At 43.7% G+C, this 22,948-nt stretch carries 24 protein-coding genes; 9 read left to right on the top strand and 15 right to left on the bottom strand.

The genetic code is table 11. From position 1 onward, the window contains the following. Nucleotides 1-38: 38 nt before the first annotated feature. Entirely contained in the window at nucleotides 39-560 is a 522-nt protein-coding gene (locus BLP85_RS04990; RefSeq protein ID WP_092819039.1) for a CHAP domain-containing protein, read from the bottom strand. A 678-nt stretch (nucleotides 561-1,238) separates the two neighbouring features. On the opposite strand from BLP85_RS04990, the gene thyA reads away from it, so the two are divergent. From thyA to msrA, 5 genes are all read left to right on the top strand, one after another. Then, a complete protein-coding gene (thyA, locus tag BLP85_RS04995; RefSeq protein ID WP_092819040.1) occupies nucleotides 1,239-2,081 on the top strand; it encodes a thymidylate synthase in 843 nt (280 codons plus the stop codon). 244 nt (nucleotides 2,082-2,325) lie between these two features. Continuing rightward, entirely contained in the window at nucleotides 2,326-2,838 is a 513-nt protein-coding gene (locus tag BLP85_RS05000; RefSeq protein ID WP_092819041.1) for a dihydrofolate reductase, read from the top strand. Nucleotides 2,839-2,866: 28 nt separating this feature from the next. Continuing rightward, complete coding sequence (locus tag BLP85_RS05005) at nucleotides 2,867-3,934, top strand: Lnb N-terminal periplasmic domain-containing protein (RefSeq protein ID WP_092819042.1); 1,068 nt, start codon at nucleotides 2,867-2,869, stop codon at nucleotides 3,932-3,934. A 96-nt stretch (nucleotides 3,935-4,030) separates the two neighbouring features. Next, nucleotides 4,031-4,492, top strand: a complete 462-nt coding sequence (locus tag BLP85_RS05010; RefSeq protein WP_092819043.1) for an META domain-containing protein — start codon at nucleotides 4,031-4,033, stop codon at nucleotides 4,490-4,492. 114 nt (nucleotides 4,493-4,606) lie between these two features. Continuing rightward, nucleotides 4,607-5,131, top strand: coding sequence for a peptide-methionine (S)-S-oxide reductase MsrA (gene msrA / locus BLP85_RS05015; RefSeq protein WP_092819044.1), 525 nt, complete (start codon nucleotides 4,607-4,609; stop codon nucleotides 5,129-5,131). A 65-nt stretch (nucleotides 5,132-5,196) separates the two neighbouring features. On the opposite strand, the gene BLP85_RS05020 is transcribed toward msrA, so the two are convergent. The 5 genes from BLP85_RS05020 to BLP85_RS05040 all read right to left on the bottom strand — a co-directional run bounded on the left by BLP85_RS05020 (nucleotide 5,197) and on the right by BLP85_RS05040 (nucleotide 8,893). Then, the gene (locus BLP85_RS05020) at nucleotides 5,197-5,601 is read right to left on the bottom strand and encodes an ExbD/TolR family protein (protein ID WP_092819045.1); all 405 of its coding nucleotides are present in this window, start codon (nucleotides 5,599-5,601) and stop codon (nucleotides 5,197-5,199) included. Further along, the gene (locus BLP85_RS05025; protein WP_092819046.1) at nucleotides 5,601-6,221 is read right to left on the bottom strand and encodes a MotA/TolQ/ExbB proton channel family protein; all 621 of its coding nucleotides are present in this window, start codon (nucleotides 6,219-6,221) and stop codon (nucleotides 5,601-5,603) included. Before BLP85_RS05025 ends, BLP85_RS05020 begins: the two co-directional genes overlap by 1 nt. 20 nt (nucleotides 6,222-6,241) lie before the next feature. Continuing rightward, the gene (locus tag BLP85_RS05030; RefSeq protein ID WP_092819047.1) at nucleotides 6,242-7,036 is read right to left on the bottom strand and encodes an energy transducer TonB; all 795 of its coding nucleotides are present in this window, start codon (nucleotides 7,034-7,036) and stop codon (nucleotides 6,242-6,244) included. 210 nt (nucleotides 7,037-7,246) lie between these two features. Then, nucleotides 7,247-8,113, bottom strand: coding sequence for a formyltetrahydrofolate deformylase (gene purU, locus BLP85_RS05035; protein ID WP_092819048.1), 867 nt, complete (start codon nucleotides 8,111-8,113; stop codon nucleotides 7,247-7,249). 78 nt (nucleotides 8,114-8,191) lie between these two features. Continuing rightward, on the bottom strand, nucleotides 8,192-8,893 hold the full coding sequence (locus BLP85_RS05040; protein ID WP_086195336.1) for a TetR/AcrR family transcriptional regulator: 702 nt from the start codon (nucleotides 8,891-8,893) through the stop codon (nucleotides 8,192-8,194). 116 nt (nucleotides 8,894-9,009) lie between these two features. Between BLP85_RS05040 and BLP85_RS05045 the strand changes: the two genes are divergently transcribed. The 4 genes from BLP85_RS05045 (at nucleotide 9,010) to BLP85_RS05060 (ending at nucleotide 12,896) form a co-directional block, all read left to right on the top strand. Continuing rightward, nucleotides 9,010-10,458 carry a coniferyl aldehyde dehydrogenase gene (locus BLP85_RS05045; RefSeq protein WP_092819049.1) on the top strand — a complete coding sequence of 483 codons (1,449 nt, stop codon included), beginning with the start codon at nucleotides 9,010-9,012 and terminating at the stop codon, nucleotides 10,456-10,458. A gap of 162 nt (nucleotides 10,459-10,620) precedes the next feature. Further along, the gene (gene rpmB, locus BLP85_RS05050; protein ID WP_000048256.1) at nucleotides 10,621-10,857 is read left to right on the top strand and encodes a 50S ribosomal protein L28; all 237 of its coding nucleotides are present in this window, start codon (nucleotides 10,621-10,623) and stop codon (nucleotides 10,855-10,857) included. Nucleotides 10,858-10,869: 12 nt separating this feature from the next. Further along, nucleotides 10,870-11,025, top strand: coding sequence for a 50S ribosomal protein L33 (gene rpmG / locus BLP85_RS05055; protein ID WP_001205031.1), 156 nt, complete (start codon nucleotides 10,870-10,872; stop codon nucleotides 11,023-11,025). Nucleotides 11,026-11,177: 152 nt separating this feature from the next. After that, nucleotides 11,178-12,896: a cation:proton antiporter gene (locus BLP85_RS05060; RefSeq protein WP_092819050.1), complete on the top strand. Its 1,719-nt coding sequence runs from the start codon at nucleotides 11,178-11,180 to the stop codon at nucleotides 12,894-12,896. 56 nt (nucleotides 12,897-12,952) lie between these two features. Here the strand turns inward: BLP85_RS05060 and BLP85_RS05065 are convergent, their stop codons facing one another. From BLP85_RS05065 to topA, 9 genes are all read right to left on the bottom strand, one after another. After that, nucleotides 12,953-13,231, bottom strand: a complete 279-nt coding sequence (locus BLP85_RS05065; protein ID WP_092819051.1) for a hypothetical protein — start codon at nucleotides 13,229-13,231, stop codon at nucleotides 12,953-12,955. Between the two features lie 107 nt (nucleotides 13,232-13,338). After that, nucleotides 13,339-13,842, bottom strand: coding sequence for a DUF6586 family protein (locus BLP85_RS05070; RefSeq protein WP_092819052.1), 504 nt, complete (start codon nucleotides 13,840-13,842; stop codon nucleotides 13,339-13,341). 253 nt (nucleotides 13,843-14,095) lie between these two features. After that, a complete protein-coding gene (locus BLP85_RS05075) occupies nucleotides 14,096-14,350 on the bottom strand; it encodes an RNA recognition motif domain-containing protein (RefSeq protein WP_092819240.1) in 255 nt (84 codons plus the stop codon). 77 nt (nucleotides 14,351-14,427) lie between these two features. Then, entirely contained in the window at nucleotides 14,428-16,419 is a 1,992-nt protein-coding gene (locus BLP85_RS05080) for an ATP-dependent helicase (RefSeq protein WP_092819053.1), read from the bottom strand. Nucleotides 16,420-16,697: 278 nt separating this feature from the next. Beyond that, nucleotides 16,698-17,834, bottom strand: a complete 1,137-nt coding sequence (locus BLP85_RS05085; protein ID WP_092819054.1) for a glycerate kinase family protein — start codon at nucleotides 17,832-17,834, stop codon at nucleotides 16,698-16,700. Between the two features lie 79 nt (nucleotides 17,835-17,913). Then, on the bottom strand, nucleotides 17,914-18,486 hold the full coding sequence (locus BLP85_RS05090) for an HdeD family acid-resistance protein (RefSeq protein ID WP_092819055.1): 573 nt from the start codon (nucleotides 18,484-18,486) through the stop codon (nucleotides 17,914-17,916). A gap of 134 nt (nucleotides 18,487-18,620) precedes the next feature. Continuing rightward, nucleotides 18,621-19,379 (bottom strand): hypothetical protein, encoded by a 759-nt coding sequence (locus BLP85_RS05095; RefSeq protein ID WP_092819056.1) that lies wholly within the window; start codon nucleotides 19,377-19,379, stop codon nucleotides 18,621-18,623. Nucleotide 19,380: 1 nt separating this feature from the next. Next, nucleotides 19,381-20,187, bottom strand: a complete 807-nt coding sequence (locus BLP85_RS05100) for an NYN domain-containing protein (RefSeq protein WP_092819057.1) — start codon at nucleotides 20,185-20,187, stop codon at nucleotides 19,381-19,383. A 95-nt stretch (nucleotides 20,188-20,282) separates the two neighbouring features. Continuing rightward, nucleotides 20,283-22,922: a type I DNA topoisomerase gene (gene topA / locus BLP85_RS05105; RefSeq protein WP_092819058.1), complete on the bottom strand. Its 2,640-nt coding sequence runs from the start codon at nucleotides 22,920-22,922 to the stop codon at nucleotides 20,283-20,285. Between the last annotated feature and the right edge of the window lie 26 nt (nucleotides 22,923-22,948).

Genomic DNA, 22,948 nt, shown 5'->3' on the forward strand with positions numbered 1-22,948 from the left:
GAAAATGTTCTGTTTGGCTATTTTTAACTTTTTACAGGTTAAAAACTCGGGCGGTAATATTTATAGGTCAGTCCTTTTTCATTATAAACATCATAACTTTTTTGCTTAAAGTCAGAGACCCATTGCTTGCCGTTAAATCCGGCAATGTGGCCATACACATGCTTGCCGGTTCGATCAATAATATAAATATCACCTTCTTTAGGTGCATCGAACTTGGGATTAATTTGTCGATAACCAATTTTCGTCAGGGTATTTCCCCAGTCTGCCGCAGCAACGGGATGACTTTGAAACCTTGCACCAGCCGATTCCAAAGCAAGTCTGATACTTTTGGCACATTTTTGTGAACTGCTGGTTGAAGAAACGGCCTGCAAGAAATCGGTAAATTTACTGATATCAATTCGCTGTCCGTTCTTTGCCAGCATATTCTTTTTGGTTATGGCCTGGTCAGTCTGAAATTCCGAAGATTTTTTTGAATTTTTACCCGATTGGGAACGAATTATGATGTTTGCCTGAACAGGAGCGTGAACTTCACTCATGTTTACATTATGATCATAAACCATTCTTTAACAAACACTCCTAAGCTTAAGACTAACAGCTTTTCACTCATTTCGACGGCAAGATGGTAACCTCTAAAATGTGATTTTTCATATAACAAATGTAATTAAATATAAATAAATTATCGATAAGTGAGTTAACTGACTATTTTTTGTTGATTTTTATAACCAGCTGCGACTAAAAATTTATTTTATGCTTACCCGATCAATAAAGGTCATCATTGGTTTTCAGGCCAAACCATAATGGAATGAGGATGAGATTGAACAGCAAGGTGCAAGATCTGCTCTTGACTGCATTTTGTAAATCTTTCTTAAACCATGCTTATTTCAGCAGGATCACAACCCCTATTTTTAGTCTTTGATACTGTCAGACCTATAAAGTTTTTTGGAGCTTAGAAAAATACATTCAATAAAATGCAATCCATTTTCCTCCTCCTGATCATTTCTAACCAAACCCCATCAAGATTAAGCCTTATGATTTATATGGCTTTAAAATCATAAATATAAATCATATATTTATAAAAATTATCACCAAGATTCACACTTACTTTCCCTCTCAATGGATACAGTTCCCTCCCCGGAAAAAAAAAGCTAATATGTAAGGTTAGCCAACAGATTCTAAAATTAGAATTAGCAAACAGATTCTAATGACAGAGACATGAACCAGATTCTAATGAGAGAGACATGCGTCAGTATTTAGACCTTTTACAACATATCCTCGACAACGGTGGCGATAAAGGCGACCGTACCGGTACAGGGACGCGTTCAGTGTTCGGTCACCAAATGCGCTTTGATCTTTCCAAAGGTTTCCCTTTGTTAACCACCAAAAAAGTACACTTCCGTTCCATCGTGATTGAACTGTTGTGGTTTTTAAAAGGTGATACCAACGTTAAATATCTGCAAGACAACAAAGTTACGATTTGGGATGAGTGGTCCACTGCAGAACAAACGGCGCGTTTTGGCCGTCCTGAAGGCGAATTGGGTCCGGTTTATGGTCATCAGTGGCGTAATTTTGGCGCAACCAAAAAAGAAAATGGTTTATATGAACAGGATGGTTTTGACCAGATCACCTGGCTGATCAATGAAATTAAAACCAATCCCAATTCACGCCGTTTAATTGTGTCAGGCTGGAACCCTAAAGAAGCAGGAACGGTTGCCCTGCCACCCTGCCACACCCTGTTCCAGTTTTTTGTACAGGATGACAAACTGTCTTGCCAGCTTTATCAACGTAGTGCCGACGTGTTTTTGGGCGTTCCCTTTAACATTGCCAGCTATGCCCTGCTCACGCACATGATTGCGCAAGTTTGCGGTTTGGGTGTCGGCGACTTTGTCTGGACCGGTGGCGACACTCACTTATATGTGAACCACTTTGAACAGGCTCAATTGCAACTCAGTCGTCAGCCTCTACCTCTATGTCAGCTTAAATTAAACCCTGAAATCAAAGATATATTTGATTTTAAATTTGAAGATATTGAAATTGTCGGCTATGAATCGCATCCCGGCATTAAAGCGCCAGTAGCGGTTTAATTTTCCTTATTAGAGTTCCCTCTCCTGAAGAATTGTTTAAGCACTGCTTTAAACAATTCTGTCAGTGAGGGTTAGGGAGAGGTAAATTACCCCTCATCCTCTTACGGAATATATTCCCATCCCTGAGCCATATATGGCGCAAGAGAAGGAATTGGAAATCAAAACTTTAAATCCCTCTTCCCTCCTTTACTAAAATGGAAAAATTGTAGGAAGGATTTTGGAATTATTCACAAGGATTAAATAAATGAGCTTCCAAAATTTAGAAGTTGTGCATGTTGTGGCCATGGATCAACAGCGCTGCATTGGTAAAAATAATGACCTGCCTTGGCACATTTCAGCTGACCTGAAACACTTTAAGGAAATCACCCAAGGCGGTGTGGTGGTCATGGGACGCAAAACCCTGGAGTCTATGGGCCGCACTTTGCCAAAACGGGTCAACTGGGTGATTACCCGGGACAAGGACTGGTCGTTTGAAGGCACCAAAGTGGCCTACTCGATTGAAGATGCCTTGGCTCAAGCCATTGCCGATGTCAAGGCATCAGAAAAACCCGAAGCAATCTTTGTGATTGGCGGTGGTGAAATTTTTAAACAGACCATGAACATTGCCGACCGCCTGGAACTGACCCATGTTGAACTGGATGTTCAAGGCGATGCCTACTATCCGGAAATTCCGGCTGAATTTAAAAAGGTCGCCTCAGAACAACATATTGACGACAAAACCGGGATTGCTTTTAAGTTCGCAACTTACCGAAAATAAAGGCAATAATTACTTATAACAGTCAAATATGCATAATACTGGAACAAGAGAATTCCTTCTTGCCTTGGGCATGGTATTAGTCCATACCGTGTTCGGTTTGTTCGTTATTGTGTCCTCTATTTGGCTGTGTCTGGCCTTATGGTTTCAGGAACCTTTGGGCAGCTTTGGCACCCGCATACTGATCGGTCTCTGGATCGCTTTTGCCTTAAGCATACTTGGCATTTATCTCACCCAATTTGTCTTGAACCGTCAGACCGATGTGCTGATCTATGTTCTGTTTTTTCTTGTCGGCTTATTCTGGTATTTTAGCCTAGAAGCCCGGCAAGATCGCGAGTGGAATCCGGAAGTTGCCCAAGTGCTGTCTTATCGGCAGCACGGCGATCAAGTGACATTAAACAATGTACGCAATTTTAACTGGCATGCAGATGGCAGTTATGATGAACGTTGGGAAACCCGTCAGTTTGATTTAAACCAGATCACGGGGGTAAATATTATTACTTCCTACTGGATGGGTCCACGCATTGCACATACCCTGGTCAGTTTCGATTTTGCCAACAGTCCGCCGCTGACCTTTTCAATTGAAATTCGCAAACAAAAAAATGAAGAATTTTCAACATATGGAGGATTTTTCAGAAAATATGAACTCAGCCTGATTGCAGCAGATGAAAAGGACCTGATCTATACGCGCAGCAATATCCGTGGTGAACAGGTCTATTTCTTCCCGATTAATATGTCAAAAAGCGAAAGACGCGCCCTGTTTGAAGAATACCTGCACAAAGCCAACGAATTAAGGCAGCAGCCGAGATGGTACAACAGCCTGACCAGCAACTGTACCACGCTGGTATTTGACATGGTGCAGACCATATCAAAAAGGCCTTTTCCGGCAGATTACCGCCTGCTCGCTTCTGGCTATTTGCCGAATTATCTTTATGACTTAAATGCCATTTCACATGACTTAAGCATCACGCAATGGTACAACATTGCTTATATCAACCCGCGCGTGAGTCAATTTAAGCATCTTTCCAGTAGCCAATATTCAACATTGATTCGCCACGGCATCCCCCAGCCAATAACGGATGAATTAACTGAATTTTAAAAGTAAAAATATAAAAACATTCCATTTAATCCTAGTGAAAAGCCTATTTTTTTGTTTATATAGACTCCAAGTTAAACCAAGAATGAGAACTCAAATATGTTAAAAAAAATGTTTGCTGTCGGCATACTGGGCGCTGCAATTGCTTTTACCGGATGTCAAACCACACCGAATGCCGCATCTCCTATTGAGGCTGCAAACTTGGTACAACTGCAAAACCGTACCTGGATTGCCACCCATATTGGCAATACCGAAATCAAGACAGCACCGACTGCCCACAATATTCCAAGCTTGCAGTTTGATGCTGCCAGCAAACGGGTCAGCGGTGCCGATGGTTGCAATCGCATTATGGGCAGCTATGAAGCAGGGCGAGATACGCTCGTGCTCGGTCAAATGGCAGGCACCAAGATGGCCTGTCTGGATAGCAACGATGTAGCGTCACAATTTAATGAAGCCTTGGCGAAAGTCGCAAACTATCAGGTGTTTGGAAAAACGCTTAAACTGCTGGATCGTCATGGCAATGTAGTGCTGCAATTTACAAGCCCAGTGCAACCACGTTAATTGTTTAAATAAAAGCCTGAAATCTCAGGCTTTTGTGTTTAAAATGTATAAATTCATTGTCGCTTCATAGAAAGCCCCTATATTAAAAATAATAAGCAAATACAGGATAAGATCATGCAACAAGCGTTATTGGGTGGTGGATGTTTCTGGTGTGTCGAAGCCGTTTTTTTACAGTTAAAAGGTGTGGAAAAAGTGGTCAGCGGTTATGCCGGCGGTCATACTGAACATCCCAGTTATGAGGATATTTGCCGTGGTGACACCCAGCATGCGGAAGTGATTCTGATTGATTATGATGAAACGCAAATTAGCTTTGCCCAGCTTTTGGATGTATTTTTTACCACCCATGATCCAACGACCTTAAACCGTCAGGGTAATGACATCGGCACTCAATATCGTTCAGTCATTTATTATTTTAATGACGAACAGCAGCAGCAGGCAGAACAGGCCATTGAGCATTTAAAAGCGCAAGGTTTAAATATTGTGACCGAGCTGAGCCCTGCACCGCAGTTCTACTCTGCGGAAGAATATCACCAGAATTTTTTTGCCCGCAACCCTTCCCAAGGCTACTGCAATTTCACCATTCCACCGAAACTAATGAAATTGCGCAGCAAGTTTCAGGACTTGCTGAAATCTGAATAATCTGGTCCAGCCAATATTAGACATAAAAAAAGCGACCTTAACGGTCGCTTTTTTAAAAGATCAGATTAGTTATCGGTTGCAAAAGCAATATCGCTGAGCCCGGCTTCACTCGCACGAGACATCACTTGAGCAACAGTGTCATAACGTGATTCTTTATCTGCTTTCAGTACAATTGTCGGTTGGCGTTCTTCTTGACCAGCTTCGTTAAATTTTGTCTGTAACTCATCAAGCGTGAGCACCTTGCCATTCCAGGCAACTTCTCCACCTGCATTAATACTGATGGTGACGTTTTTAGGTGGCAAATCCATAATATCTGCCGTGGTTTTAGGTAAGGTTAATGGAATTGATGGGTTAGCAACGGTTGCTGTCACCAGGAAGATGATCATCAATACCAACATAATATCGATCAGTGGAATGAGATTCATCTCATTCATACCTACATCGTTGTCTTCGCCCAATTGAAAGCCCATTAAGCTTGACCTCCAACCAGATTGTTTGTTGTTGCTTGAGTCGCTACCTGAGCTGCACTGTCCTGTTGCAACATGGTGTCAATCAACAGACTGTGTGCCTGATCTTGTAACTCATGTGCCAAACCACGGTTCACACGGGTACAAATGTTATAAGCCAGTACTGCAGGAATCGCGACAGCCAAACCCAGACCGGTCATAATCAGGGCTTCACCCACCGGTGTTGCCACTTGCGCCAGACCAGCCTGACCACTTTTACCGACCGCAACCAGCGCGTGAAAAATACCCCAGACCGTACCAAACAAACCTACAAACGGTGCCAGTGAAGCAATGGTACCCAACACTGCAACACCTTTTTCAGCATTGGCTTTTTCAGCTGAGATTTGACGCAACAAAGCCTGTTCTGCAACAGCTTTACGCTGTTCAAAATTTAAAGGCGCAAATTTTGCCTTTAACTTGCTTAACGCTTGAGAGAGTTGAGCATAAGCTTGTTGCTTCAGTTGGCGAGTCCCCATTATACGTAAAACGAAGATGGTCCATGTCGCAATCGACATTGCCAATAACACGAAATACAGGGTTTTACTCACTGCATCTGCATGTTGCCAATAAACTGAAAAGTTCATACTCGAACTCCTGATAAATGTTAGCCGCGTGGATTCACTGTCAATTCCAATGGTAGGTTAGCCTTGATTGGATAAGCCACGCCATTTTCTTTGTACGGTTTGAATTTGGAACTACGCACTGAGCGTAAAATCTTTTCATCTAAAGCAGGAACACCGGTCGAACGGACCATACGTACTGAAGTAATTACACCTTTTTCATTCGCTTCAATATACACCATGGCAGTACGCGTTTGGCCTTCCAAGTCGCTGTTGCTATAGGATGGCTTTGGCGAACGACTCCATTGTACTCCTGAACCACCAATCGAAACATTTTTTGGTGATGGCGGCGCAGGAGGCGCTACCGGAGCTGGTGGTGCAGGCGGAGTTGGCGCAGGTGGTGGTGTCACCGGAGCAGGTTTCACCACTCTCGTTTCAGAAATCGTCGTGCTCACTGTAGGTTTAGGCGGTGCTTCCACCGGTTTGATCACGGGTTTCGGTGCTTCTGCTTTTTTAACTTGTTGAACCTTTTCTACCTTCTTCGGTGGTGGTGGAAGCTGTTTTTTTACAATTTCAACCTGTTTCACTTCTTTCGGTTTTGGTGGTTCTTTTTTGGGTTCCGCTTTAGGCTTCGGTGGTAACGGTTTTGGTGGTTCTTGAATTTTTACAAAACGTACCTTTAACGGTTCTTTTTCAATCGGTTTGAGTTCCGGGGCTTTCATTTGCCCTACCGCCCACAACACACCCATGTGACCCACCACCACCGCAAGCAAGGCAGTGATCACTTTCTTTTTCATTGGATTGGGAGTTTGCATATTTAGAGCGGAAGATTGACTCATTAAAATCAGTTACCTAATTTAAGCGATTGTAGATCTATAAAGATTTTAGCAATCAGGCTCATCGGTTAGTACAATTAAAGCACGCCAATAATAAATGAGAAGTGTTTTCATTTGCAACTATTAAAATGCCCGTTTTGATGAGTTTTTTGAATCAAAAACGAAAAAGGCATGCCTAAAACATGCCTTTTTAATCAGTATAAATGGCAATACTTATTGAAAAACAACCGTTTTGTTGCCATCCACAATAATACGGTCTTCCAGATGCCATTTCACGGCACGGGCCAAAACATTTCGTTCCACATCTTGTCCGAGTTCACGCAGCTGCTCAACGGTAAAATCATGATTCACACGTTCCACATCCTGTTCAATAATCGGTCCTTGATCAAGGTCAGCAGTCACATAATGCGCTGTTGCACCAATCAGTTTCACCCCTTTGTCATACGCCTGTTGATACGGGTTTGCACCGACAAAGGCTGGCAGGAAGGAATGATGAATGTTGATGATTTTCATTTCCCACTTTTGCACGAATTCTTCGTCCAGAATCTGCATGTAACGCGCGAGGATCAGTAAATCGTTGCCCTGCATGATTTCATCAATTTTGGCATAGGCTTCACGTTTATTTTCTTTATTCACCGGCACCACTTCAAATGGAATGCCGAAGTTTTCCACCGCTTCACGCAAAGTTTCATGGTTGGAAACCACTTTGGTAATTTCACACGGTAAACCGCCACGCGCATGACGCCATAACAGCTCAAGCAATGCATGATCCACTTTAGAAACCAGAATCCCGACTTTTTTCACATCACTGACCAGTGCCAGACGCCAGTGCATGTCATAGCGTTCTGCCACATTGCTGGCAAACGTCTGGGTTAAACTTTCTTTACGACTTTGCAAGTTGTCCAGTTCAAATTCAACACGCATGAAATAGCGCCCGCCCTGAGCTTCAGTCGCGTATTGATCAAGTGCGGTAATATTTGCTCCCTGATGATACAAAAAGCTCGAAACAGCCTGCACGATACCTGGTTTATCTTCACAAGTAATCAGTAAACGTGCTGTGTTAGCAGTGGACATATTCATGTTGGTTAATATCACTAATCAGTTAAATTGAAAAACAAGCCGAGTATTCTAACGCTTTTTTCAGGCTTTCTAAATAGGCTAGCCTGCATCGTGTTTTTTACTGGACGATAAACTTTCAAAAAGCTCTGAAGGGCCGAGCGTTTCAAGTAAATGTTCATAGGTTTGACGGCTTTCACCACGCAGGTAAGCCCCTTCCAGAAATACCATCTGGCGCAATGCCTGCCAGACCCATTTTTCTTCCAGATGGTTCGAATCGGTAATATGACCCGACATGTACAGGAAGTTGGTCCAGTTGGTCAAAACAATCCACAAGTTAATAATCAGGGCTTCAATTTCTGAATCGGTCATTTCCATTAGGCCCGCATTCACGAAAGCTTTATAGATTTTTTGCCCCTGCTGCATCACCTGCCCGGCAAAGCGCGGATACATTTTGCGAAAATCTTCATTATTTTCAACAAGATGATAAACATCACGATGCAAAAAGCGATACGCCCAAAGCTGGCTGCTCAGCACCTGAAAATAACGAATTTTATCGTTGGCATCAAGCGGACGATCATCAGGCAATGCCAGCATCTCCAGAGTTTCGCCTTGATACTGCTCCATCAACTCTTTGATGATTTCGTTCTTATTGCGAAAGTGGTAATACAAATTACCTGGACTCATATTCAGTTCAGCTGCAATATGATTGGTTGTTACAGAACGCTCACCGCGCTCATTAAATAACTGTAAGCTGAGCTGTAAAATACGTTCTTTGGTTTTCACCGTTTTGGAGTGAGACATCCTAAAGTAACCATTCATTCAATAGGTTAGCGAGCTAACACATAAAGTAACTTGACTATTTAGAGCTTTTACTCTAAAAATTAAATTAATCGCTTTTTATTTAATGGTAGCAGGTCATGAACAGTCAAACAAAAACAACTTCAATGACACCACATTCGTTTAATATTCAGCACTTATACGACGTGCTAGAACAGCAAAAGCACGCTTATCTACGTCATTCTTTTCCATCGGCAAAAGAACGTATTGACCGTTTAGCGCGTCTCAAGCGTATCTTAGTTAAATATCAAGATCAATTTGCCGAGGCAATTAATCAAGACTATGGTAACCGTTCTGTGGGTGAAACCAAAATCGGCGAACTGCTCACCTGTCTTGAACAGATTAAATATTATAGCAAGCATTTGACCGGTTGGATGAAACCATCGAAACGCCATGTTGGAATTATCCATCAGCCGGCAAAAGCCTGGGTGCAATGTCAGCCCTTGGGCGTGATCGGGATTATTGCCCCGTGGAACTATCCTTTATTATTGTCGGTGGGTCCGCTGATCTGTGCAATTGCAGCCGGTAACCATGCCATGATCAAAATCTCCAGCGCCTCTAGCCATTTTGGCCGTGCCTTGGAAAAAGCCTTAGGCGAAGCGTTTCCGACCGAACTGGTGGCCGTGATTAATGGTGGCGGACCCGTTTCCGATGCCTTTAGTCATTTAGCCTTTGATAAAATTGTTTTTACCGGTTCAACCGAAATTGGTAAAACCGTGATGGCAGCAGCCGCAGAAAACCTGGTGCCGGTAATTTTGGAGCTGGGCGGCAAATCACCGGTACTGGTTCATCCTTCTATTGATTTGCAAGATGTGGCACAGCGCCTGGCTGCAGGTAAACTCTGGAATTCAGGTCAAACCTGCGTGGCACCGGACTATATGTTCCTGCCTAAAGGTAAAACGGCCGAATTTATTGAACATTTTAAAGCCTGTGTAGAAGAGATGTATCCGAGTATTGAGTACAATCAGGATTACACCTCGATTATTAATGACAAACAATACAACCGCCTGCAGGGCTATCTGGAAGATGCTCGTACCCAAGGTGCTAAAATTATTGAATTAAATCCGGCACATGAAGATTTAAGCAAAGTTCGTAAAATTGCGCCAACCATCGTGACCGGTGTCACCACGGAAATGCGGATTATGAAAGAGGAAATTTTCGGTCCGATCCTTCCTATTCTGGAATATGATCAAATTGACGATGTAATTGACTTTATTAATAGCCGTCCTCGTCCACTTGCATTATACTATTTCGACTTTGATCAGGCGCGTGCCGACTATGTCGCACAGCATACTCATTCAGGGCATTTCGGGCAGAATATGGTATTGACCCATGTGGCACAGGATGACTTACCTTTTGGTGGAGTCGGTGCTTCAGGTATGGGCAAATATCATGGTCCAGAAGGTTTCTTCAGTTTGTCGCATGAACGGTCAGTGATGTCTAATCCAAAGCTGTATAGCTTAAAATTCATTCTCCCACCGTTTAACAAGCCGATTCACAAACTGATTTCCAAGACCCTTCTTCGATAACTGATCAAGGCATGATCTATTACACATGATCATGCCGCGTTTTTCTTAAATTCGCTTGTCTTTTAAGCGTATTTTTGGTATAAAACGCCCCTTGAATGATTTCATCCGTTTACTTTTAATGACTAGCCGCACAATCGGTGCTGTCTAGCAATGGAGTTCACCATGTCTAAGGTTTGCCAAGTTACCGGCAAGCGTCCAGTCGTTGGAAACAATGTCTCGCACGCCAATAACAAAACCAAACGCCGGTTCGAGCCGAACCTGCATCACCACCGTTTCTGGTTAGAAAGCGAAAAACGTTTCGTACGTCTTCGTTTAACCACTAAGGGTATGCGTATTATCGACAAATTGGGCATTGAAAAGGTTGTTGCTGATCTTCGTGCTCAAGGTCAAAAGATCTAAGGAGTCAGTACAATGCGTGATAAAATTCGCCTAGTTTCTTCAGCTGGTACAGGTTATTTCTATACTACGACTAAGAACAAACGTACTATGCCGGAAAAAATGGAAATCAAAAAATTTGATCCAAAAATCCGTCAACACGTAATCTTCAAAGAAGCTAAAATTAAATAATTTTGACTTCTTGAAAAAAGCGACCCTCCGGGTCGTTTTTTTTTGCATTTTTTTTATTCGACTTGCTACACTTCTTGTTATTCTTTTTTTTGGCATTTTTTATGCTTATTCTTTTTTACCCTTAACTTTGGCTCAAGCTTAAGGAGTTTTTAGTGCCTCATGATGTAGATCTGATTATATTACTTGCCGTTGGCTTTGGACTGGCACTCATTTTTGGCTATATTGCTGCGCGTATTCGTCTCCCCCCTCTGATTGGCTACTTAGTTGCTGGTATTGTGATTAGCCCGAATACCCCCGGTATCGTAGGGGATATTCATCTTGCTAACCAGCTGGCTGAACTGGGGGTCATGTTCCTGATGTTTGGTGTCGGGATGCACTTTTCCCTAACCGATCTGATGCAGGTACGGCGTATTGCCTTACCGGGTGCAGTACTGCAAATTGCGGTAGCGACCTTACTGGGCATAGGCGTTTCCATGATCTGGGGCTGGAACTTTGGCTCGGCCCTGGTGTTTGGCCTGAGCTTGTCCTGTGCCAGTACAGTGGTGTTACTCAAAGCTTTGGGTGACCGAGGCTTAATCAACTCCGTAAACGGTAAAATTGCGGTGGGCTGGTTATTGGTTGAAGATCTGGTCATGGTGCTGGTTTTGGTCCTTCTTCCTGCCACTGCTGTTTTACTGGGTGGAACAGCAATTTCCGGCTCAGACCCGAATGCCAATATCTGGATGACCTTAGCTGTCACACTATTGAAAGTGGCTGGCTTTATTGCCTTTATGCTGATTGTGGGTAAACGTCTGGTTCCCTGGATTATGCAGATCGTTGCCCGTCTGGGATCACGTGAACTGTTTACCTTGACCGTAGTGGCCGCTGCGGTTTCAATTGCCTTTGGTGCTTATAAGGTTTTTGGCGTGTCGATGGCACTTGGCGCATTTTTCGCCGGAATGGTGGTTAAAGAATCTGATTTCAGCCACCGTGCAGAGGAAGAAACGCTCCCGCTACGCGAAATTTTTTCCATTTTATTCTTTGTCTCGGTGGGCATGCTGTTTGATCCCATGATCTTAGTGCAGCAGCCTTGGCATGTCCTGGCCGTGGTGGCGATTATTATGGTGGGGAAAACCATCGCAGCAATGGCACTGGTACTGTTCTTCCGTTATCCAATTAACACCGCTTTAACCGTGGGTGCCAGCCTTGCACAAATTGGCGAGTTTTCTTTTATTTTGGCGACCTTAGGCGTTTCACTACATCTCTTGTCTTTAGAAGGACAAAACCTGATTTTGGCCGGCGCACTTATCTCGATTACGCTAAATTCATTTGTGTTCTCTGCCATTGAACCGGTACAGAACTGGATTCGTGAACGCTCGCATTTGGCCCGCTTGCTTGAACGTAGCGGTGACCCGCTGTCCATGTTGCCAGATGAAGTTTCACAAGAATATTTGCGTGATCAGGTGGTGATTGTCGGCCATGGTGAAGTCGGTCGTCGCATTACCAAAGCCTTAATGAAGCAGGATATCAAGGTAGTGATTGCCGAAGAAAACCGCGAGATCGTTGAAAGTTTGCGTGACAAAGGCATTGCAGCGGTATCGGGACGTGCAACCGAAGCTGGGGTACTCATTCAGGCCCATATCCAGCATGCCCGCCTGCTGGTGCTGTCTCCGATGGATATTCTGGATATTCATAAAATTGTCGATATTGCCAAAACATTGAATCCACAGATCCAGGTTCTCGTCTGTGCCGAAAGCAAGGAAGAAGCTGAAGTGATTCGCCGTGAAAATATCGGTCAGGTTTATTTTGCCAAAGAAGAAATGGCCATCAACATGACCAATCATATTTTAAACCAGATCCAGATTGCGCATCATCAGGCACCGACACACTAATCTTTATTGCATAAAAAAAGCGCACTTCAGTGCGCTTTTTTTAGGTTCAAATAAGCTTAGCTCATATACTTCGGCTGTTCATCCACAATTTCAGCCTGCCATTCATTGACCTGCTTTTCCATCATGGCAAACAGAGCCGCCTGCATCATGTGCTGGGCAATCACCGGCGTTTGATCACCAAGTAACGCTTTGACCTGATCATTAAACTGAATCTTAACCAGCGGTTCTTTTTCAGAGCCTGCATTTCGCAATGCCAACTCACCACCTTCAAGTTGAACAAGTTCTAAAATCGCTTCTTGACTACCAAATAATTCTTTCAAATGTTCTATAGACATATATCCTCCATGTTCAACATGGTGGCAAAGGGCTGTTGCACTTTGCATTACTTAGACTATTTATATAAGGTCAATGACAGAAACTTCAAGAGCACTGGTCGTAAAGTTTAAAATTCAACCATTTCATTGCGAAAACCGTCAATTAACTGGGTCAGGTCACGATGCCATTCACGCAGGATTTTGGTATCCGGCAACCAAGCTTGAGGGGTTTGAGTCACTTTAATAATCAGATTGGAAGAGGTTTCATCTTCAGGTTCTGGCGCACTCGGTTCCGGTGCATATTGACACATACGGTAGGCACGTTTTAGCTCGGCAATAAAACCCTGTTTCGCCAACTGCTGCATTACAGTCACTTCAGGCGAGACCTGCCCTTTTTCTGCCATATGTTCTTCAATGGATTTCAGGGTCGGAGCAAAGTCATTTAAACGGTAGTAACGCACCAACTCTTGTAAAAATGCCAATACTGCACCATGCAAATGAAATACAGCGGCTTCACGATGTGCCTGAGCCTGCTGAATGTGATCGGTCTGTTCCGCTTGTTGACATGCAAGACGTGCAAAATACAGTTTTTGATTGGTACGATCGGCATGAAAGCGAGCAACACGAGACATGGTGATTTCCTAAGTTTTGGCGTGATTACACTGTTAAGATTAAACGGTCTTTCAGAAAAATGACATTAAAAATTCTGGAAGATTAATTTCAATAAGTGAGAGATCTGCTGTCACTTCAATGATCATGGATGATTTCAGCCAGAATAATTTACGTCCTTCCAGATTAAGAGATGGGGATTCAATAGACCAATTCAACCTGATTAAAGCCTGGTCATTTTGTCCATAAAAAAAGGAGCCTTGCTCCTTTTAATCTTTAGTTTGCTGCCGGCTTGTCTTCTGCCTGTTTCACACGAATCCCTTGTCCATGCAAACGCAAAGTATTTAAGCCTTTAATCGCTTTCACCGCTTCACGGCCATGTGGCATTTCCACAAAAGCAAAGCCTTTTGATTTACCTGTTGCAGCATCTAAAACCAAAGTGCATGAATCTACCGTGCCATATTGCTTAAACAATTCCAGCAATTCAGCTTCTGTCACTGTACGTTCTAAATTACGAACTAAAATTTTCATCTGATGACCTTTAAATAGGCTAAAAAAACCAAAAAGCACTCGCCTACTTACTTTTTGCACTTCACTATTGAGATAGTTTAATCGAGATCGATACCAAAATCTAAATTAATCGCTTGCCGCTCAATCAAGGCACTTTTTACGGTTTGCTGACGCGGCTTGTAATGGGTCTCGGTCGTGCACAGGTTACGAGTCAGGTCATTCAGAAAATAACTTTCAATTTTTCGTCCCTGTTCATCGACCTGATCGCGCGCCCAGAGATTCAGATTTTGCTTGGTTAAAATCAGTTCATTTTTAGCACGGGTTAAAGCCACATAGAGCACCCGGCGCTCTTCTTCCACTTCATCAAAATTACCCTGAGAGCGTGCATGCGGATACTGTCCCGCAGACACATTCGCGACATAGCAAATCTTCTGTTCTGTCCCTTTGGCAGAATGGATGGTAATCAGCGTCACCACATCATCTTCAGACTGGCGTTCAATTTCAGAAATCGAGACCGGGTCGAGCACATATTCTTCCAGAAATTCACTCAGCTGATCATGCTTGGTGGCCAGCTGCTTAACCAGGTCAAAATCGCCCAGGCGTTTCGACCAGTCTTTCTTGGCATAATTTTCCTCAAGCTGCTCCAGCAGTGCTTCAATTCCCAAAGTCACACAAGCCTGCACCTGATTTTTTAATACCGACATCTGCTTCATGATCAGCAGCGTTTTTTCGGGAATTCGTCCGAATTTTTCCAGTTTCTCGAAAATCAGGTCCTGATCCGGCTGATGCAATAATTGCTGCGCCAGCTTGCTGGCCCCGACATCTCCCACACCGTTCCACAAGGTCAGGAAACGCATCCAGGCAATATCATCCAGCGGATTGGCAATCACCCGCAATAAACTGAGCAGATCTTTGACATGTGCGGTTTCCAGCAGTTTCATGCCACCTATAAAACGGTAAGGCACATTGGCCTGAATAAAGGCCGCTTCGATGTGGCGTGCCGCAAAACTGGAACGCACCAGCACCATATGGTCATGCCACGGCGTACCTTGCAGAAAATGCCGCTCTTTGATATCAATGGCAATCCATTTGGCTTCATCAAACTCGTTCGAGAAGATATGCAGTTTGGGTTTAATCCCCTCGCCACGATGTGCATCCAGACGCTTGTCATATTTGATTGAGCTTTGACCCAGCAGCCAGTTAGACAAGTCTAGAATTTGCTGGGTAGAACGGTAATTCTGTTCCAGTTTAAAAATCTGTGCATCCGGTACGCGTTCTTTAAAATGATGAATATTTTCAAAGTCCGCACCACGAAAACCGTAAATGGACTGGGCATCATCCCCGACACAGAACAGGCTGACTTTATCCTTTAAAGGTTCCAGCAATGCCCATTGCAGTGGATTGGTATCCTGCATTTCATCCACCAGCATATGCTGGCAAATCGAGGCCACATAATCAGTAAGACCTTCCGATTGCGTCAGTGCAGAAGCCACCACCGCCAGAATATCATCATAATCCAGAAAGCTGCGCGCACGTTTTCGTGTTTCGTATTCTTTCATGATGTCAGCAATCTGATCTTTATATTCCAAAAATTCAGGATGCTGTTTCTCTAAAGCAATACTGAGTTTTTGTCGGGTATTGCGGGCAAAGGAATACAGGTCACACAGCTGCTGCGGCTTGGGCAAGGCATTGGGATTTTTTTTATCATCCTTACCGCGAATTAAGCGAAACATCATCAACTGATCATCACGGTCGATAATTGAGAATTGCTCCAGACCAAAAGCTTTCGGAATTCGGCGCAGCAGATACATGCAAAAGGTATGAAAGGTTGAAGCACGCAAGCCTTTGGCTTGTTCACCCAACGCCAATTCGACCCGTGCCACAATTTCACTGGCTGCACGGCGGGTGAAGGTCAGAATCTGGATTTGATTGGCCGGCACGCCTTGATCAATCAAGTAAGCTGCACGAGCCACAATGGTTTTGGTTTTGCCACAGCCTGCCCCTGCAAGTACCAGACTATGCTTTGCCTCAGTAGTGGCAGCCTGTTTTTGTTGCGGGTTTAATTCATTAATCAGGGTGGCTAAACTCATGGTGTCTCATCGTGTTTAATAGACGAATAGTTTAACAGAGCTAACCATAAATCTGAGATTGATCTACTTAAAAATTAAATCTATCCCTATATTCTGCCATCCAGAAAGGCGACATGGATGTCGCCTGTTGAACAGTGAAACAGGGATGTTGAATGAGTTAAATACAGGATTTTTGTTACTTTTCATCCCTGAAAAGTAAAATTTGCCTACGCACTAGTATTTACCTATTCACATCCTTTCGGGGCCGTGATGCTCTCCGCTTTTAGAATTTAGCATGATCACTTTTCAAGTTTGTTTAACACTGTAACTACTGTATCTTCCAAATGCCTTTCAGCATTTTTCATCGCAGCTTCTAAATCAATATGAGGTGGATTAATCCCGATAATTTGACTAAAACCCAAGTCATATAGTTCCTCAATACCCTCACCAACTACACCCGCAAAAGCAATCACTGGCTTATTCAGTCGCTTCGCGACCTGCGCCACCCCAAACGGTGTTTTGCCAAATTTGGTTTGAAAATCAATTTTGCCTTCACCCGTCAACACATAATCGGCTTGGGCAATTTTTTCAGCCAGATGAGTTTCTTCTATCACCAGTTCAACGCCGGATTGAATGGAAGCACGGGCAAAAGCCATCAGACCAAAACCCAGACCACCTGCCGCACCTGCTCCTACGATATTTTGTTTACTGACGTTTAATTCTGCTTCAACCACATCGGCAAAATGTGCAAGGTTCTGATCCAATAACCTCACCATTTCAGGGGTAGCGCCTTTCTGCGGGCCAAAAATATATGATGCGCCATTTGCACCACACAAAGGATTATTCACATCAGAAGCAATCAGGATTTCAACCTGTGTTAATCTTGCATCCAAGCCTGAAAGATCAATCTTTTGAATCTGGTCAAGCTGACCACCACCTACAGCAACATCGCAGCCTGCAGCATCGAGAAATTTCACACCCAAGGCCTGTGCCATACCGGCACCGCCATCATTGGTCACGCTGCCGCCCAAACCGATCATGATTTTAGACACGCCTAAATCCAGTGCAGTTTTAATCATCTCCCCAGTACCCAAAGTACTGGTAAATAAAGGATTACGCTGTGATTTATCTAATAGATGAATGCCATTGGCTTTGGCCATTTCAATGACCGCCGTTTTACCTTGGTGCACCAGACTGAAATAGGTTTTTATTTTGTACTCTGCTAAAGGGCCACTGACTTCACAATCAACCTTTTGTCCACCTTGTGCAGCAATTAAGGCATCCACGGTACCTTCACCCCCATCTGCCATGGGCACCGAAATACACACCGCATCTGGACATACATTCTGAATGCCACGCCGCATGGCCTGACAGGCCTGCTCGGCAGTCATACTTTCTTTAAAGGAATCGGGGGCAAGGACAAAGGTTTTAGGCATAATCAACAAAAGATGAAAGCAATAAATCTTTATACAATAAAAAAGAGCGCTCTATGCGCCCTTTTCTCCCAGTTCACTGTTATACATCTGCCGAACTTTGCGGTACTTCATGTTTGATATAAGACGCCAAGGTCAGATAATTAATTCCCTGGAACAAAATATCTATAGCAAGAAACAGTCCCAATACCCAGAAGGATGCATCCGGTGACATTAAAATAATGATGCCTGTAATCAGGGTCAGCAGGCCCGAAAATAAGATCCAGCCCCAACCTTGATAGGCTTTAAAAATAATGGCACTAAAAATACGGATGATACCTGCCACAATTAATACAATGGCCAGCAGATTGGTCAGCACAACCGCGGTTTTTACAGGTGTGCTAAAAGCATAATAACCAGCGACCAGATACAGTACGCCAAACAATGCCCATAACCAGCGAGTGCCCCCTTCAAAAATTTTAAAAGCTGCAACAAAGTGCAGAATACCGCCAATCATCATCAGTATGCCGAACAGGAACACCACAGAAAGCGTGGCAAAAGGCAGCGAAGCAAGCAATACCAGACCAAACAGGGTCAGCACAATGCCCAGACCTAAATACCACTTTCGATTTTCATGCAGCTGATGTCGAACCAAATCATTTCCTACTGTTCTCATGTTTTTTCTCAAGTCTTTTGTTTAGGAATACCTGTAGTTTTAGCTGATTTTCGGTCAAAAGTCTGTTATTTCTCTGCATTTTAATCCACAGCCCCGCGTTCAGCTGTGGATAAAAGCATCGTTATCCCCAAGGATTATTTTTTCCAGCCCAATTCAATTGCGGTCATTTCATTAATTAAAGTCTGCTTCAATGAATCCGGCATTTTGCTTTTTTGTTCCGAAACCGGGATATATCCCGCCATCAACTCTGCTTTGACTTGCGGAAATAAAGGCTGCTGCTTTGGATAAGCATAACCCAGTGGATAAATGGGCTGACCTGTCGTTAAATCATATTTGTCACTTGCACCAAAAGCATGGAGCAACTCATGCACCAGTACAATCTTGTTTTGTTCAGCCTGCTTTTTCGATGCAAATAAATTCACCGAAGCAATCCGGCCTTTTTGCAAGGCAGTGGAATGTTTCAACTCTTTAATTTTTTCGGGATCATAATAATTTAAATACAGGGTCACACTGGGTGAACCGTCAGCACGTTCATGCTGTTTCCATGCATAAAAACGGAATTTCAGACTCCATAAAATATTATCCAGCATGGTTGCCTGTTGCGGCACTTTCGGGGGCAATTGTTTCAGTTCACGTCCCAACTGAAAATAAATGGCAATTGGCTGTCCGCGATACTGTGCCGACATCTGCTGGAGATATGCTTGTGCTCCATTCAGTTCAGACAAATTCAGCGATTGAATATAGCTTTGAGTCGCAGCTCGCCCATCTGCATTGACAGGATGCAGCATGACTATAATGGGTTTGGACCAGTCCTGGTTCTGGTCACGGTAGGCATTGACTGCAACAATCAACAGAATGAGTAATAAAATAAAAATTCGTATTTTTTTCCACATGTTATGCTATGCTCTGCTTTTTTATTTTTCTTAAATACATTTGACTCATTTCAATTTTAGTTTCAAACAAATTGAGTGTTTTAATGAGGCCAGATAATTTAGCTCGGCCATAATTTCGAGAATCAAAATCAGGTTTTACCGCACTAATATACTGCCCAACCATACCAAGATTTGCCCAGCCATTTTCATCAGCATTGTCTTTAACAGCTTTATAAATCAAATTTAAAGTTGCCCGATCTATAGCTTCTGGTAGAGCAATTTCTTTAGTTTGTTGAACAGCTTTAGAGTCAGTTGTCTTTATTGCTTCTGCTATTTTTTTATCCTGTACTAACGTTAATTCTTCATCTTCACCATTTTTAACTTCTGGGTCGACTACGAGGTTTTCAACATAAATAAATTTATCACATGCCTTTTTAAATGCTTCTGGAGTCGATTTTTTACCAAATCCATAAACACTCAAACCATTTTCGCGAATACGTGAAGCCAAGGGAGTAAAATCACTATCACTTGATACAATACAAAAACCGTCTAATGCACCTGCATACAGTAAATCCATAGCATCAATAATTAAGATCATATCTGTGGCATCTTTGCCTTTTGTATAAGCAAATTGCTGAACAGGAGTTATTGCATGAGGCAGTAGAACATCTCTCCATTTTTTTAACGCTTCACTACTCCAATCTCCATACACTCTTTTTACGCTTGCTATCCCAAATTTTGCAATTTCTTCCAATATGAATGAAATACTCGAAATTGAAGCATTATCTGCATCAATAAGAACTGCTAATTTTTTACCTTGATTTTCCACTATTGCCCCAAAAAAGAAATTTTTGCATTTTTATAGAAATCATTTAATCATAAAAAATGCCGACCCAAGTCAGCATTTTTTGCATTTCTTAAAACTTAAGCTTCAACCCATTTTCCATCATTGAAAACCAGTGACCATTTGGTTTGCTTGCCTTCAGGCGTTTCCGAACCAATATATTGCGCCTGATTCTTACGACTGAATTTCACCAAGGTTGGGTTGCCTTCAGGGTCGACATCCGGTGCTTGCAAAATAAACTGGTATTTTGGATCCAGCTGCTCGGCCACGGTACGGAGTTCAGCCACTTTCGGTGCGCGGGTTTCACGCACTTTCGGGAATTTGCTGGCCGCCAGGAATAAACCTGCCGCACCATCACGAAGGACAAAGAAATCATCATACTTGGTCGAACGCAGGTGTTCCATTTTAATTGGATCTACACGCGGAGGTGCAGGCTGACCATTCTTTAACACTTTACGGGTATTGTCACAGCTGGTGCAGGCAAAATAAGGACCAAAACGACCGGTCTTGAGCTGCATCTCGCCATGACATTTATCACATGGAATGGTTGGACCATCATACCCCTTGATCTTGAACTCGCCTTCTTCCAGTTCAAAACCGGCACAGTCCGGATTGTTCCCGCATATATGCAGTTTACGACCACCATCAATTACATAGCTGTCCATGGCTGTACCACAAATCGGACAGCGTTTTTTCGACATCAAGTCAGCCGTTTCTGCTGCATCGTCATCCGAGAGCGCAGCCAGAGATTCAACCGGGGTTAAATTCAGCGTGCCTTTACAGCGCTCTTTAGGCGGCAGGTTATAGCCTGAACATCCCAAAAATACGCCTGTGGTTCCAGTACGAATCTGCATTGGACGCGAACATTCAGGGCAATGCACTGCTTCCACTTCCACAGGCAGGTTACGGCGCATGCCATGTTCACCTTGAGCAGTAGTGAGACGTTTCTTAAAGTCGCCGTAGAAATTATCCAGCAACTCTTTCCAGTTCCGCTGACCATCGGCCACTTTATCCAGCTGACCTTCAAGATCTGCGGTAAAGTCATAGTTCATCAGGTTATTGAAACTTTCATCCAGACGATCGGTCACAATTTCACCCATCTTTTCGGCAAAAAGACGACGATTATCCAGCTTCACATAGCCACGATCCTGAATGGTGGAAATAATGGCGGCATAAGTCGAAGGACGACCAATACCTTTTTTCTCTAATTCTTTTACCAGTGAGGCTTCAGTGAAACGTGCCGGCGGTTTGGTGAAGTGTTGCGATGGATCCAGTTTTTCCAGTTTCAGTATTTCACCCACTTTCACGGCAGGCAACAACACATCATCATCCGACTTGTTTTGTCCGCGCACTTTGGTGAAACCATCAAAGACCAGAGTACGGCCTTTGGCTTTCAGTTCCACACCGTTGGCATCGACTAAAATGGTCGAAGACAGATATTCTGCCGGAGTCATCTGACAGGCGACAAACTGGCGCCAGATCAGGTCATACAAACGCTGTGCATCACGTTCTACGCCTGCAAGGCTGTCGCCTTTCAACGCCACATTTGAAGGGCGAATGGCTTCATGGGCTTCTTGTGCACCCGCCTTGTTGCCATAACGGTTTGGCTTGGCAGGCAGATATTTTGCACCAAACTCAGATTCAATATGACCACGCACCATATTGACTGCATCATCGCTCAGGAAAGTGGAGTCGGTACGCATGTAGGTGATAAAACCTGCTTCATACAGACGCTGCGCCAGCATCATGGTTTTCTTTACAGAAAAACCTAAACGTGTGCTTGCAGCCTGTTGCAGGGTTGAGGTGATATATGGTGCGCTTGGGTTGACCTTGGTCGGTTTATCTTCACGACTGGCAACTTTATATTCAGCATCTTTAATCAGATTCAATAAGGCATCGGTTTCAGCCTTATTGTGCAGCTTGAGGGTTTTACCGCCCTGCTTCACCGCTTCAAGACGGATATCATCTTTTTGGGATTTGGTGTCTGCAAAAACCTGCCAGTATTCTTCAGGAATGAAGGCACGAATTTCACGTTCACGTTCCACCACCAGTTTGACTGCAACCGACTGTACACGACCTGCAGACAAACCGCGGGCAATTTTTTCCCATAACAGTGGCGAGATCATGAAGCCCACAACACGGTCCAAGAATCGACGCGCTTGCTGCGCATTGACCTTATCGATATCCAGGCGTGCCGGCTGTTTAAAGGCTTCCTGAATGGCATTTTTGGTAATTTCGTTAAACACCACACGCTGATAGCGTGAATCATCTCCACCAATCACTTCTTTTAAATGCCAGGCAATGGCTTCCCCTTCACGGTCCAAATCCGTTGCGAGGTAGACTTCATCGACTTGCGATGCCAGTTTTTTCAGTTCCGCTACGACATTTTCTTTGCCCGGAAGCACTTCATAGTGTGCTTTCCAGCCATGCTCAGGGTCAACGCCCATACGGTTGACCAAAGCCTGTTGCGCTTTTTCCGCTTTTTGTTCATCGGTCAGTTTGGTACGGGTTGCCGGTTTTTTCTCTGCCGTTTTCGAACCGCCAGTCGGCAAGTCACGGACATGGCCCACCGATGATTTTACGATGTAATTTGGACCCAGATATTTGTTGATTGTTTTCGCTTTTGCAGGCGACTCCACAATCACTAAGGCACGTTTGTTCGCAGCACTCGGTGATTTTGCTGGGGTGCTTTTGGATGTGGACCGAGGAGCGTTCGCCATAGTTAACCGTTAATCCTGTTTGATGG

The organism is Acinetobacter kookii (assembly GCF_900096895.1).
Taxonomy (GTDB): domain Bacteria; phylum Pseudomonadota; class Gammaproteobacteria; order Pseudomonadales; family Moraxellaceae; genus Acinetobacter; species Acinetobacter kookii.